This is a genomic window from Borrelia recurrentis A1, assembly GCF_000019705.1.
In the GTDB taxonomy this organism is placed as follows: Bacteria; Spirochaetota; Spirochaetia; order Borreliales; family Borreliaceae; genus Borrelia; species Borrelia duttonii.
In genome coordinates, this window is the sequence record NC_011253.1 from 1 (window position 1) to 14,318 (window position 14,318).

General features: G+C 27.4%; 15 protein-coding genes and 6 pseudogenes. 7 read left to right on the plus strand and 14 right to left on the minus strand.

What is annotated here, in order from left to right; all coding sequences use genetic code 11:
• Positions 1 to 109 precede the first annotated feature (109 nt).
• Complete coding sequence (locus tag BRE_RS06580) at positions 110 to 286, plus strand: hypothetical protein (protein ID WP_232212758.1); 177 nt, start codon at positions 110 to 112, stop codon at positions 284 to 286.
• Positions 287 to 374: 88 nt separating this feature from the next.
• Here BRE_RS06580 and BRE_RS04995 read toward each other — a convergent pair whose 3' ends face one another.
• The 14 genes and pseudogenes from BRE_RS04995 to bdr form a co-directional block, all read right to left on the minus strand.
• Positions 375 to 878, minus strand: a complete 504-nt coding sequence (locus BRE_RS04995; RefSeq protein WP_156768700.1) for a BdrQ protein — start codon at positions 876 to 878, stop codon at positions 375 to 377.
• A gap of 285 nt (positions 879 to 1,163) precedes the next feature.
• Positions 1,164 to 1,406 carry a hypothetical protein gene (locus BRE_RS05000; protein WP_012539576.1) on the minus strand — a complete coding sequence of 81 codons (243 nt, stop codon included), beginning with the start codon at positions 1,404 to 1,406 and terminating at the stop codon, positions 1,164 to 1,166.
• A gap of 20 nt (positions 1,407 to 1,426) precedes the next feature.
• A complete protein-coding gene (locus BRE_RS06230) occupies positions 1,427 to 1,591 on the minus strand; it encodes a DUF228 domain-containing protein (RefSeq protein ID WP_156768701.1) in 165 nt (54 codons plus the stop codon).
• A 102-nt stretch (positions 1,592 to 1,693) separates the two neighbouring features.
• Positions 1,694 to 1,969 carry a hypothetical protein gene (locus tag BRE_RS05005; protein WP_041177975.1) on the minus strand — a complete coding sequence of 92 codons (276 nt, stop codon included), beginning with the start codon at positions 1,967 to 1,969 and terminating at the stop codon, positions 1,694 to 1,696.
• A gap of 366 nt (positions 1,970 to 2,335) precedes the next feature.
• Positions 2,336 to 3,193 (minus strand): annotated as a pseudogene (locus BRE_RS06585) (virulence associated lipoprotein).
• A 470-nt stretch (positions 3,194 to 3,663) separates the two neighbouring features.
• Positions 3,664 to 3,813: a hypothetical protein gene (locus BRE_RS06235; protein ID WP_156768702.1), complete on the minus strand. Its 150-nt coding sequence runs from the start codon at positions 3,811 to 3,813 to the stop codon at positions 3,664 to 3,666.
• A pseudogene (locus BRE_RS05855) lies at positions 3,782 to 4,078 on the minus strand (variable large family protein); the annotation flags it as partial. The pseudogene BRE_RS05855 and the gene BRE_RS06235, both read right to left, overlap by 32 nt.
• 13 nt (positions 4,079 to 4,091) lie before the next feature.
• Complete coding sequence (locus tag BRE_RS06795) at positions 4,092 to 4,220, minus strand: hypothetical protein (protein ID WP_269516815.1); 129 nt, start codon at positions 4,218 to 4,220, stop codon at positions 4,092 to 4,094.
• A 158-nt stretch (positions 4,221 to 4,378) separates the two neighbouring features.
• Positions 4,379 to 4,622 (minus strand): annotated as a pseudogene (locus tag BRE_RS06590) (variable large family protein); the annotation flags it as partial.
• A 341-nt stretch (positions 4,623 to 4,963) separates the two neighbouring features.
• Positions 4,964 to 5,967, minus strand: a pseudogene (locus BRE_RS05025) (variable large family protein).
• A gap of 289 nt (positions 5,968 to 6,256) precedes the next feature.
• The gene (locus BRE_RS06595) at positions 6,257 to 6,829 is read right to left on the minus strand and encodes a variable large family protein (RefSeq protein ID WP_232212759.1); all 573 of its coding nucleotides are present in this window, start codon (positions 6,827 to 6,829) and stop codon (positions 6,257 to 6,259) included.
• Entirely contained in the window at positions 6,804 to 7,064 is a 261-nt protein-coding gene (locus BRE_RS06600; protein ID WP_232212760.1) for a hypothetical protein, read from the minus strand. Before BRE_RS06600 ends, BRE_RS06595 begins: the two co-directional genes overlap by 26 nt.
• A gap of 45 nt (positions 7,065 to 7,109) precedes the next feature.
• On the minus strand, positions 7,110 to 7,526 hold the full coding sequence (locus BRE_RS06605) for a hypothetical protein (RefSeq protein ID WP_232212761.1): 417 nt from the start codon (positions 7,524 to 7,526) through the stop codon (positions 7,110 to 7,112).
• A 222-nt stretch (positions 7,527 to 7,748) separates the two neighbouring features.
• Positions 7,749 to 8,335 (minus strand): annotated as a pseudogene (gene bdr, locus BRE_RS05035) (Bdr family repetitive protein).
• A 218-nt stretch (positions 8,336 to 8,553) separates the two neighbouring features.
• On the opposite strand from bdr, the gene BRE_RS05040 reads away from it, so the two are divergent.
• The 6 genes and pseudogenes from BRE_RS05040 (at position 8,554) to BRE_RS05065 (ending at position 14,223) form a co-directional block, all read left to right on the plus strand.
• Entirely contained in the window at positions 8,554 to 9,198 is a 645-nt protein-coding gene (locus BRE_RS05040; RefSeq protein ID WP_041178235.1) for a plasmid maintenance protein, read from the plus strand.
• Positions 9,182 to 9,784, plus strand: coding sequence for a DUF226 domain-containing protein (locus BRE_RS05045; RefSeq protein ID WP_012539579.1), 603 nt, complete (start codon positions 9,182 to 9,184; stop codon positions 9,782 to 9,784). Before BRE_RS05040 ends, BRE_RS05045 begins: the two co-directional genes overlap by 17 nt.
• A complete protein-coding gene (locus tag BRE_RS05050; protein WP_012539580.1) occupies positions 9,760 to 10,512 on the plus strand; it encodes a ParA family protein in 753 nt (250 codons plus the stop codon). Before BRE_RS05045 ends, BRE_RS05050 begins: the two co-directional genes overlap by 25 nt.
• 22 nt (positions 10,513 to 10,534) lie before the next feature.
• On the plus strand, positions 10,535 to 11,134 hold the full coding sequence (locus tag BRE_RS05055) for a chromosome replication/partitioning protein (protein WP_012539581.1): 600 nt from the start codon (positions 10,535 to 10,537) through the stop codon (positions 11,132 to 11,134).
• A gap of 281 nt (positions 11,135 to 11,415) precedes the next feature.
• Positions 11,416 to 12,366, plus strand: a pseudogene (locus tag BRE_RS05060) (variable large family protein); the annotation flags it as partial.
• A gap of 969 nt (positions 12,367 to 13,335) precedes the next feature.
• Positions 13,336 to 14,223 (plus strand): hypothetical protein, encoded by an 888-nt coding sequence (locus tag BRE_RS05065; RefSeq protein ID WP_012539582.1) that lies wholly within the window; start codon positions 13,336 to 13,338, stop codon positions 14,221 to 14,223.
• Positions 14,224 to 14,318: the final 95 nt, after the last annotated feature.

Sequence of the window (14,318 nt, forward strand, 5' to 3'; positions counted from 1 at the left end):
CATAATACACCATTCCTACAATAAATTTTATGAACAAAAATTATTATACTCAATATAATTACAAAGAAGTATTAAAGTTAATTTACCAAAAATTAACAAGGATATTAATTTGAAACAACAACGTCAAATCTTTAATTCAGAGTCTAAAAAACAACATAAAAAATTTAATGATTACAAAATACTTAAATTTATCAAATCTAATTTAGAAAACGATAATCGTACTATAAAATCAGTGCGTAAAATTAATCAAAATACAAATTTATCTAAATATAAAATAAATAAATAAATATTTATCAGAATTAATGAATAAGGGCTTAATCACAAAAGAGAACCAAAGATTAGTGATTAATAAAGATTAATACCTAAGTACCATACTATGAAATTCCTAAATACTTTCCTAAAGTCACAAACATTTGGACTACAAAATATGAAACAGCAAGTGTCGCAATAACTGTCAAAGACGAAATCAATTGACCCTTAAATCCTAACTTACCTTCAATAAATCCTAACTTACCTTCAATAAATCCTAACTTACTTTCAATAAAAGTTAACCTAGAATTAATTTGACCCACATCACTCTTAACAGCCTCTATCTTTGCATCTAGTTTATCCATTCTAGCACTAAGTCTACTCTCAACTCCATCTATCTTTTCATTTAAATCAATCTTGAGAATATTGATCTTATCATCTAAATAGTGAAAATTATCCATCATTCTATCTTGAAGAAGATCAAACTTCTCTTCAAGAACATAATAACTTATAATATGACCATCAAATGGTATATTATGATAATCTTTTTTAACTCTCTCAGATCTAATTGAACTCTTATTTATTGGATTATCATCAATTAATTGTTCTTTTGTTACAGCAACATCCATATTCAAACCTCTATTAATCTTTAAACTCTATACATTCTAATTAATTGTAACATAATAAGCTTGAATTATTAATTGTAGCCACTTAAAAAATAATAAGACCAACAACAAAAGTTATTGATCTTATTCAAGGGTATATTTATAGTAAAAATAATAAATTTTATTACTATAAATACAATTAACATTATACATCTTGTTAAAAAAATCAATAGATAAAATTGATTATTGAAAATATTTTTTATTTTTTCTAGTCCAACATTCGAAAACCAATTGCATGCTCCTTCTCCTTTAACATTCTAACAAGTTTATCAGCATCCAAAACATCACCATTAAATAATTATTGATAATTACGTGTCCTTTATTACTTCCTTCAATTTTTTGTATTCTATTAATTTCTTCTGCAATAATTCTTGCTTCAAGATTGCTAAAATTTTCATTAATTGGTGCTGGTGTTACTCTTACAAGCTCATTTTGACCAAATTCATTAGTCATAAGTCCTTCACCAGGCATAAATGTTGGCTTTGTAGTCATAAATCATTAACACCACCAGCTTATACACTAAGATCATAACGACCATTATCATCAAATGCTAACTTTACTACTCTCTTATATAAAGAGCCTTTAATTGGATGGTTTTCAACTTTATTACAATTACTTGTTACAAAGCCACCTGAATTACTAGAATTTTGATATTTATATTTAAAAGAAGCATACAAAAATTAATTTGCATATATCAAAAAACACCTCACATTATATAAAGCTTAATAAATTGTAAACTAGTATTATTAACATACGCAACATTAAATATCAAAATATCATCATTTAGCAATAATTTTAGAATTCAATTTCTTTGCAAATCGCGAACTCAAATTCTTAACTCTTAACTGAATTTTTTCATCTTTAAGTTTTTGCTCTTTCTCCTCATATTCAATCCAATCCTCAAAACTTTTATCCGATCCATATCTTCTTTGAAATTCTTTAAATTCACGATCCATTTTCTCTATATTAGCGTCAACCTGCTCTATAAACGCTTCCATATCAATTTCTTCATCTCTAAAACCTTTCTTTTTTTTAGGAAATTTAATATCTTTCATAATAAAACAAAACCCTCTTAATAGTAACAAGATACTATACTAGTATAACAAATTAACATGTTGTTAACATATTATACTTTTAATCTCTCTTAATTATCACTAAATTAATAAATTTAATCTAAAATAGCAACAACTATTCATTAATATTTCAAATATTATAAAAAACAAAAATTCTAGTTGCACTTAGTTAGTTATGACAATAATTACTTGTTAACTAATTTATTGACGTTTAATTATGAGAATTATGATATAATACAGTATAATATTGTGTTATATATGCATATCAATTAAACTTCATAACTAATGGCCTTACTAGATTTTATACAAAATCACTCTTTTAAGCAAAAATCATAAATTTAATAATATTTAATTTATCTTTATCTTGTCTAAGACACCTTTAATTTCATTAGCTAAAGCTATAACAACACTACATTTGGCTTCAAAGTTTTCGAACTTTTCTTCAAAATATGGTTGAACTTTATACAGGTCAAAAATGCCAGTCGGAAATTCTGTATCTAATTCAATTATGAAAAACTCTGTGGCTATATCATTGTTGTAATCATTCACAAATTTTCGTATTACTCCTGTTATTAATTCTCTTTTAGATGATTCAAGTTTTTCCAATTTGGTTTTTTATAACTTTAAATCTTGTAGAGATAACATATCAAGTTTATTTTGTTTAGATTTTAAAGCTTCATATACATCTATGTAATATGCTTTAGCATAGTTCCGTGATTGTTCAATTATATTGTTTTTAAATTCATTCATAAATGATCTGCATCTTAATGCACCTTATGAATCATCAAAAGTAGAACCATTATCTATATTATAATAAATATCTATAAAGGGTGCCATCAAATTAAGATCATATTCAAGAGCTAAGTAAAATTCATTTCTTAGTGTCACGTTTTCTGTATACAGGATATTCTTTGAAGCATCTTCAATTATAAACATGTTAAATATTTCATTGGGACTAGCCAATCTAGAGTCTACCAATTCAATAATTTGTGCAAATTCATCCCAACTTTTACCATAATGTATTTTTAAAATATCTATTATCTTATTAGGAATCTCTCTTTTAATATCTGCAATTTCTTTTTCTTTCTGTTCTTTTTGCATATTTTTTTGTTTTGGAGTTGTATTACTACTAATAACAATGCCACCAGAAACATACTTTCTTGGGGAGCCACAAGATATCAGTAACAAATTTATTAAAATAAACATTATCGATATAATGAAATCTTTTTGTTTCAAATATTCTCCTTATCATAAAAATATCAATTTCTATTAAAAATTAAATTGATAAATTATTTCAAACTTTTAACTTATTAACCACTAACACACACATTATAATATTTGAACATGGGTATGTCAAGTTTTATTTTGTATAATGTCGAATTATTGATTAAATATCCCAAACAATATGTTTTGCATATTTAAAATTATCATAAAATACAATGTTAATATGATTATTACCAATATATAAATAAAATCATTTCCCCCTACGGTTGTTTCACTTTTGCACATTTTAGGATACTATTTTTAATTTTATTAATCATAACCCAAAGATCTACTTTAGTCACTTCCTAAGTCAACTTAACATTAACTAAATAATTTATTTGCTCCAGAATTATTTCTTGCTTGTAAGTCAACACTCTAGGTCCATCTGTATGAGCCACCACACCACCAGCATCTCAAAAATTGACTTCTACACCAGATTGTTTTGCTATATCAACAACTTTTTTTACACTTTCAATTACAATCTCCACGCTAACCTTATCAGCCCCAACAGCACTAACACCAGCAACATCATCAGCAATACCAATATTGCCCTTTTGCAACACCAACCAATTTAGTTAAAGCCACAATTAACTGGTCAAAAACTTCATTTGCTTCTTTAATGGAACCCTTGACAACTCCAATTGTGTTCACATCAGCATTCTTTGCACCAGAAATTTCACCTGCTAGCCCTTGCAACTTTTCATTAATCACTTCCAATCCTTTTTTTATCTTCTCAAAATATTCTACTATCTTATCTCTCTTATACCCCGATTTCACCACACTAAATCCTAATGTATCTCCTATCTCACTCCCAAAAACACTAAAAATTCCTAAAACCATACTACTGCACTTGCGCTACTGCTGCTTTTGCCTCACTAACATTATCCCGCTTTTCAAACAACTTACCAATTGTCTTATACTGCTCTCCATCAGTCTTAGTAGAAACAGCTTTACATTCATTCTCTTTCAATACTACTACAATAATGACCTTTATTCCTAAATAAATATATATATTTACTTATGCTATTAAAATCTTCATGTAATACATCTTGTCTAAAAGCAGTAGCATTACCAATAATAATATTAACACTACCACTAGCTAGCTCCCAAAGCCGCTTCCTTTGCTCACTCCTCGATCTTACTTATCTTCCCAATAAATTTCTCTACATTCTCTTTCGCCCTAATATAATGCCCATATTCTCCTACAATTTTTCACAATCTCACTTTCAGTATCTTTATTGTATTCTCAATCTCACTAAAATATGCTTCAATATCTACTCTTCTTAGTATCTGCCTTGATTCTCTAACGTCTCAGTAACCATATCCCCAAAATGACAAAAACGTCCAAAAATCCTTCCCTTAAATTAACCATATAAAAATTAATGATTGATTTTATTCACACATATTATCAATGTGAAAATACAAAATCTATATCATTGAGCGTTTTATATTTACATTACATAATGAGTCTTCTAAATTTAAGATTATACTTTCATACTATATTATATAAAACTATAGATGGTTATTTGATTTTTTCAAATGGCTAATACACCTCACAACAAGAATAATGATATTAATAAAAAAATAATATACAAAAATACATCTTTATTGCACACCACAAAATAAAAGATACCAAGAGATTAACTCGCAGTATCTTTCTTTTATAACTTTAACTTTATTTTTTTCATTTTATTATTTAGTTATATAGTGCTATCAATTTCCACCACCAGAAACACTCTTTTCAGATGATGAAGGAGTATCATTATTAATTTTTATTACATTCTTTACTTCCTTAAGTCCCAAATCAATTGTCTTTCTTATTGCTACAGTTAATGTATCTAATGCTTTAGTCACAACACTTACTATTGCTCTTTCTATCATTTTTTTTGCATCATTAGCATTGTTACCATTAGCAAATTTACCATTCTTAGCTATAGCTCTTAATGCTATACCTCCTGCAACTTCTGCATCTTTAGGAGCATTAACATTAGCATCTGCAATAGCGGCACTATGCTTAGCCAATTTAGCAGCATTACCACTATCTCTAACCATAGCTTTTAATATATCAGCTCCTGTTACTGCTCCAACAGCCTTTGATGCATCAGTTGCTGATTTTTTATCATCCGCTCCAGATCCAGTAGTACCATCAAACAATTTACCTGCACCATCATTATTCCTTGCAGTATTACCATCCTCAGCCTTTTTATCATCCCCAGCTTCAGCATTTCCTTCTTTTTCAAGTACCACTTCTACTATACCTTTAATTCCTTTCACTAAACTATCAATATCACCAACAGTACCACCAGCATTATTATCAGCTACATTTCCTATTAACTCACTAGCATTACCAATAGCTTCACTTGCTTCCTTTGCTCCTCCAATTATCTTATCTAGTTTACTCTCAACCAATGTCTTCACTGCACTCTCAGTAGCTGCAGCATTCGGATTCTTTTCTGCCTTCATCTCACTAACAATTTTATTAAGCCCATCCTTTATCCCTTGCACAGTCTCCTGCACTGTCTTAAAATATTTCCCTACATCAGATTTCTTACTCTCAACATTCAATCCCAATACAACTCCCTACTATATCCACAAAAAAAGTAAAAACATCCAAAAATTCATTACTCACTCTCACTCATTGAGTTTCAAAACTTATTCTCAAAACTCCCTTTACCCTCTTCTACTACTCAACTATTACATCCTATCACTACTATCATTACCCATTAAGTATAATCTCTTTAACTTTATCCTATTTATATGAACTAATAATCTTATTGTTAGTTCAATCTTTTAATGACATTTCAAGGTTGACATTTTTCCACAAAATTAATTTTATCAAAAAGACCATTTAATTTAAAATGGACAGCACCACATAGAAAAGGCATTATTACTTATAATCATTCCTTCCTCTATATAGGCACATCCAAATAAATTTATATTACACCACACTTGCTATTAATCATAATTTAAATTTAATAGCAAGTATTGAACTTTAAATAAAGTAAATTAAGATTTCTGATCAATTACTTTTTTGTTAACCTTACCAATCTCCATTCTAACTGTCCTTCTAATAATTAAACCAAGTGTATCTAATACCTTATTAACAGCCTCAGTTGCAGCTTCTTTAATTTTATTAGCATCGTTACTACTAAAATTCTTAGCATAAACAGCAAATTTACCATCTTTACTCATTGCTTTTAATGCAACAGCAGCTGCAAAGTCTGCATTAGTCTCTGCTCCAACACCAATACCACTACTAGTCTTGCCAGTAATTAATTCTCCAGCCTTCTTATTACCACTCATATAACCTGATTCTGTTGAAACGTTAGATTTTCTTATCTTATCAATCATTACCCATGGATCTGCTTTAGACACTTCTTCAGCAAGTTTAACGCCAGCTCCTTGTTGAGAACCAGCATGACCACCATTAAGAGCAGCAGGAGCAGCGGTTTGAGAAGAAGCAGCAACAGCATCACCAGCATCTCCTGTTGAAACATTGACACCTGAATTTTCAGCAAGTTCAACTATTTCTTTAATTCCTTCAATAATAGCCTTAACACTCTCTTCTATTAGAAACAATAGAAGACCAAGTAGCACTATTGCTTACTGCTCCAATATCAGTTTTATCATCACCAACAGCTTCAGACAATTTTTTTACAGCAGCAATTAATTTGTCAAGAACTTCTGATGAATCACCTAATTTACTTTTTTTTACAGTTTCCAGTTGACTTTTTACCTTGTCAAAGTGTTCTTTTATCTTACTTCTCTTATCAGTAGACTTAATATCTGCCGTAACAAGCAAATCTTCTAACATATCACCAACAACATTCCCAACAAACCAAAAAATATCTTGAAAACCTCATCCTATTACTTTCCCTGTCTCCAATAACCCTGGAACTACAATTTGACCCGCATGTAACACTCCTGGCAATATCACTTGACCTGCTTGTATTGCTCCCGGAACTATTACTTCCCCTAAATTTTGTCCCATCTGTAAAATTTCTTGTCCTAATTCTAATGTTCCTGATACTACTTCTTCTCCCATATTTACTACTTTAGGACCTATTTCTTTTTCAACTTGTAACACTTCTTGTCCAAGTGTTAACGCTGAATCTAATAAAGCATCCTTACTCTCATCTGATAATTTATCTAATCCAAATATATTACTACCAGTATCCTTATGTTTATCTATAAATTTGCTTAAACTAAGCATACTGTCACTATTACACCCCATAAATAAATTAATTATTATTAATAAACCTAATGGTTTTTTCATTTAAACCTCCGTTCTTAATCTATATTTTTATAATATAAATTATATATATATCACATATTTTCAAAAAAAGAAAAAATATTACTATTAAAAAGTAGTTAAAATAGAAAATAATACAATAAAGTTAATACATAAGTAATAAAAATAGTTATATATCTGTATTAGTCAAAAATTCTCAATGAAATCAAAATTTCAAAATTATTTACTCAAAACTGAATATATTATTTAAATTAATGTCAAAAAAATTCCTACATTAAGGGTAATAATAGTACCAAACATCCAATTATGTAATCTAGATGTACTCTTAAATTCTGATATGGCCTTGCTAAGCTTAGTATCAATCTCCAACTTATTCATTTCTATATCTTTCCTCACAAACTCTATATTATTATCAAGCTCACTGAATTTAATATCCATTTATTATCAAGTTCTTTAATATCTAATTTTAACTCATCCCTTACTTTATCTATCTTAGCATTTAAATTACTTTCAATAGTATTTATCTTATTGTCAAGTTCTGCAAATTTAGTATCTATCTTATTATCAAATTCAGCTTTAAAGATATAATCTCAGCCTTTAAACTACGCTCTAACATTTCTAGTTTTATGTCAAAATTTTCTTTTAAATATTCAAGATCTTTAGTAGTAAGCTCTTTTTATAATACCTGTAAGATAAATCAGTAGCAATGTCTCTATTTATGCCAGCTTTAACGAGTTCACTTAAAACCATTTCCTGCGTAATTAATGCTTGTGGATACAATATAGAAAATCTCTTTATTAATTATTATATAATAAGTTAACTTTTGAGTATATATAAATTCAATAATGATTATGAATTTTAATGCATTATTAAAACGAATGATATCCCATTTATAAAATAAATATCACTAATTAATATTATACAAATAAATAGTTTATATTAAAAATTTATAAGAATTTATAAGAAAAAAATAGAAATTTAGATATTTACTTCTAGATAAAAACCATGTACAATAAGATTGGAGGATAACCTATTTCAAAGGAGATTAGCAATGCATACAAGTCAAAAAATTCAAAACTACACACAACTATCAAAAAAGTATCAAATTAGGTATTACAAAATAGTATCAATAATTAGGTACTTTCAAAAGAACACTATCAAATATAATCAAACCATTATTTTAAATACATTAAACCGTTTTCTAACTAAAGACGAACTTAAAATAATTACACTCAGAACCCTTAGAAAAGATTTAGCCTTGTTATGTAATAAAGGTATTATTCAAAAAACTCTATTAAGATTGGGCGAAGGGAACGGCTCATACATAAGGTATACAGTAAATAAATACAGTCAAAATAACTTAAAACGTTTCATTGAAAATAAACAAGACATTATTGAACATGATGCAAATGCAATATATAAATTTACAAAGGAAACACAAAAAAAATATTTTAAAAATATAGGGTATAAAACTTATAAATCTAAAAATGTAACTAAAAATGTCAGTCATAATATAATTAATAATAAAGATATAAATATTAAAGATACAAAAGATATAAATTTGCTAATAAGTAATACATCTAAATGGAAAACAATGAGATACTTAGATAAAATAGAAGAAAATAAAAACAAAAAACGTTATGAAGAAGCAATTATAAAAACAAAAAAATGGTTAGAAAGTGAAAGAAACAAATAAATTACTAACGGAATTTGAAAGAAAAAATGTGATATGCCAATTGAAAAATCTAGAATCTAAACCAAAAAAAAATTTTAATGATTCTTTTTCCAAAATAGAAAAGGAAGATGCCAGAACAATATATCATACAAAGATATTTAACGATCTTTTTGCTTTCGGCGTTAATCGGAGAGAAGAAGACAAATTTTTTGTTGCTTTGCGAGGTGTATTTAACAGCGACAAAAAAAGTACTTTTCGTTTATTTAGTATTGAAAAAGAAGAAGATAGATTTTTAGGTATGTTTTACGGGTTTAAGAGGCTTAAAACTTCATTTATACTTAGGTATAAAGATGATACAAAAAAATCAGATGTCACAACTAAAATATATAAGCCTTACTACATAGAATTTCGATTTAAAAAGGGAAGTATTTTTTGCTATATAAAGGCTATTCATTCCTTAATAAAAAAAGAAAAATTTACAAAAAAATATGTTCAAACTTTGCTTGAAAGAATTATGAAATTGGAAGATGAGGTGTATAAATTCTATAATAAAAGATTACCGGATGGAGGAATTGTAACGAAATGGATAGAAAAAAACCAGAGGTAATTACGATTGCATCAATCAAGGGTGGTGTTGGAAAAAGCACAAGTGCAATCATATTTGCAACATTGTTGTCAAAAAAGTATAAAGTACTTTTAGTAGATATTGATACACAAGCATCAACTACTAGTTATTATCATGAAAAGTTAATAGAAAATGATATTGATGTTGTCAATATCAATATCTATAGAGTTTTAAATGAAACATTAGACATTAATGATTCGATAGTTAATATAGATAATAATCTAGATTTCATTCCAAGTTATATTCATTTACATAAATTTATTAGAGAAGCAATTCCTTTAAAAGAATTAAGGTTAAAAGAGTGTTTATTTTTCCTTCAAAATGAATATGATTATGTCGTATTAGATACTAATCCTAGTTTAGATGCTACATTGGCAAATGCTTTGATATGCAGTGGCTATATAATAGTTCCAATGACAGCAGAAAAATGGGCAGTTGAGAGTTTGGAATTAATAGAATTTTATATGAAAGAGTTGAGGATAAATCTTCCAATTTTTATCCTTATAACTAGATTTAAAAATAATAACACACATAAGGAATTGTTAGAATATATACAGTCTAAGAGAGGATTTTTAGGTTTTATACATGAGAGAGAGGACTTGAATAAGAGGATATCAAAGAATGATGTTTTTGATTTAAACAAAGATTATATAAAAGATTATGGAAGTGCATTGGAAAGTTTTTTGACTAAGAAATTAATAGTGCGTTAAACGCACTTTCAAAGGAGCCAAAATGAAGAATGTTGTTTTAAGTAATAGAGTTTTACATGATAATAAAGATGTTAAATTAATAAATTTAAAACAGGAAAGTTTGATTCGCTATAATGAATTAAAGGAAAAACTTAAGCAAAATGCAAGGAAAGAAATTTATTATAAGGTAGAAAATATTAGAATTTTAAAAGAAATAAAAGATAATGAATATTATAAGCTTGATGGTCATAAACACTTTGATAGTTTTATAAAAGATTATAGGATGGCTAAAACTCAAGTGTATGCTTACTTAAGACTAGCAAATGCTATGGAGAAGGGGATTCTTGCAGAACAATATATAATTGAGAATGGCATTAATGAATCCCTTGCTATTATAAAAAATAAAAAGACTATTAAGATAAAAAAAATAAGACGAGGTTCTATAAATTCATTGAGCTTTAAGCTTAAAAATCAGGCTAGTTATGACTTTTATAAGAACAATGTTAAGTTTATAGCATTTATGTTGGATACTATTTTTTTAAATGATAGAAATTATTTGCAAAAATTATTTCAAAAATATTCTAATTTACATCTTGATAAAAAAGTTGTTAATATAGCCGATTTACTTGAAAAATTTCAATAATTTTTGTATGATTATTATCGGGTTGTATTAAACATTTTAATACTCCAGAAATAGTAGTCTTTGAACTTTAGTAAGTTCTGTTGATGATTTTAAGCTAGAATTATCAATAGAACTTATTTTATTGTGAAATTTTTTTGTTTACTTGATTCTAGTAAATTTCAATTTTAGTAATTTGGTGATAATGATAAATAAGGTATTAGGAAGAATCAGGTAGAGAGAAGGTTGTAAAATTATAGATAGTGAGTAAGTTGAATTAGGGATATTGAAGAATATTTTTGAATAAAGAATTAGTAAAGATAGGAGAAGGATTTCAGGAGATTTTTGGCGTTTTTGGTAGTGCTGTTGGAGATGCATTAGGATTTAATGTTGTTAAATCTGATGATAATAGAAGCAAAGTTGGAGAACATTTTAAGACTATTGGAGATGGATTAAAGAGTACTAAGGATAAATTAGATGAGTTATCAAAAAAAATAGTTGCTACTCCTAATGCTGATACGAAAGGAGTAGAAGCTGTGATTCAAGGTAGTAGTGCAATTATTACTAAACTAATTACTTCTGTAACTAAGCTTGCTGATTTTGTTGGTAATGCTGAAATTACTGATGGTATAGATGCTGCTGGATCAGCACCTGTTGAAGAAGTTAGTGTTAAAGCTTTTATTGAAGGAATTAAATCTATAGTTGAGACTGTTGAAAATTCTGGAGTAAAGATTGAAAAAGGTAATGCTGGTGTTGTAGTGACTAATGAAAATGGACCTAAAGCATTGGTTCATAATGTTAGGGCTACTGCAGGTGATGCTACTAAGCTAGCTGCTGAAGTTGCTAAAGCTGATCCATGGGCAATGATTGATAAAATAAAAAATGCTAAGACTAAAAATGCTGCTCCTGCTGCTAATGATGATGCTGGTCAATTGGCTACTGCTACTAATGTTGCTAATAATGATGGTACTGCAGCTACTAATGCAGATTTAGCAGCTGCGGTTGCGCTAAAAGCTATGATTAAAGGTGGCAAGTTTAATCAACCTGCTCAAAATGAAGATGGTGCACTTAAGGCGGCAGTGTCAAGTGCAGTAAATAAGGTGTTAGGAATACTTGATGTAATACTTAGGAAAGTAATAAATCTTGAAATTAATAAAATTAAAGAAGCAATTAATGGAATAAAATATTCTGATACACTTGGGATAAATATTCCAGAATCTGATACTATTCAAACTCCTGCTACTAAAAAATTGTAAGACTAAATAAAAAATCAAATAAGGAAAACACTTTTCTATTTATGGATGGAGAAGTTTTTTTCTTTTTTTGCATTTTAATAGTGTAATCTGGTATTTAGGATAAGGTATTTCTTTCCAAAATGATTTGGGGGAGAGTAGATCTAATAATATATCTTAACTTAATATATAGAAAGAGCCATATTCTTTATTAATTTATATATCAATGAGTTGATAAGATAAATTCAGTAAAATAGAACAATAAAATAGAGATTGCAAGCAAAATTGCAAAGGGTGGAAATTAAGTAAGATAAAGAAAGTAATTGATCAATTTATTATGGGGATGTTAGAAAAATTTCATAAGGAGCAAAGGAAAATGCTGTTAAAATAAGTTTAAAGAGCCAATAGATTTTAATAATGTTAATTCTGTCGTTAATGGGATTAAAAAATAGTTGATTTGGTATTATTAAGCGGTAAGGATAAATCTTAGTTCTATTAAGACAAAGCACAATAAATGCAAAACGATTCTAAAGTTTCTTATTACATTAAATAATGAAAATAAAAAGATAGATTAATAATATATTTATATTCTTTTGTCTTTCAAAATTTAATTTATGATAAATTGTGTTATTATATTTATAATAAATTAAATTTAAAATTTATTTTAAATTTATCATTTGTATTAGTATTTTTAGTTTCTGATTTAAATAAGAATAGAGAATGTCTTAATTTATATTACAAACTAAAGAGGGGACAGAGATAATCTTGTTAAGTTTAATCTTGCCGATTTTAATTTATCATTAGCATATAATACTTTTCTTATATCATCTTCATCTTTAATTGTTACTAGTTTTTTTGCCTTTTTTAATTTGAAACGAATTATTGTTACATTGTGGGTGTTATGAAAATTACTTTTGGTAAGATTGATTCAAATAACAACAGTATAAGTCTTGGTAATAAGTAATTAAAAAAAATTAAATAAGGAGAAAGTTAATGCAGAAAAAATTTAGTTTATTTAATATAATGATTGTTTTTGGATTGATTATTGGATGTTCAACTGATGTACAGCCATCATCAGTATTGAAGGATCAAAAGTATTTTGGTGATCAAACATTAGTATCTAGTGATCAAGGTTATTTATATAGTGATTTAAGTAGAGTAGATGAGACTGAGAAATTATATCAGGATATAGTTTCCAGAGGAAGGAAATATTTTAAGAAATTTAAGGTTAAACGTGAAAATTTTGCTCTAAAAAAAGCTCAGTTTGATGAGAGTATAATTATCAAGGTTAAGAAAAGATATCCCTTAGTAGTAAAATGTGAAGATTGTATTTATGCTGGTTTGAACTATAGTGAGGAGGCTATTTCTGATTTAGTAAGTATACTGAATAAATTATTATCAGGTCCTATAGGTGAAATCATGCCATATAGGAATGATAGGGTAGCTTGTGTTTTTTATTTGTTGAAGATTTTACAGGATATTGAACGTTTCACTAGAGAAGTTGTGTGTAGTGATGATAGCTATGTTAGTGATTCTAATTTACTCAATGTGCATAGACTTTTTATATCACTTGATATAATCAATAAGGATAATATGTTGAAATCTAAGCTTGCTACTATTAAATTTGCACTGAATATATTCATTAAGAAGCGTAATAAATTCATTAGACTTATTATAGAAAACATCAAGGAAATAAACAAGCAAGAAAATGTTGATGAAATTGTTAAGTTAATAAATATTAATATGAGATCTTGGGATAATAATGGGAAGATTTTTAAAAAAATGTATTCTTTTAATACATCTTCTAAGAGCTTATATTCTTTGCATGATTTTATCAAAAATCAAACTATAGATTTGAATAATCAGTTTATCATTAAATGAAAAAACGATGAATGTTTAATAAAAGCTACTAAAATGCAAGAAGGAAGTTAATTTTCCTTCATAAATAGAAAAAAATTAATGAATAGCTTGTATAT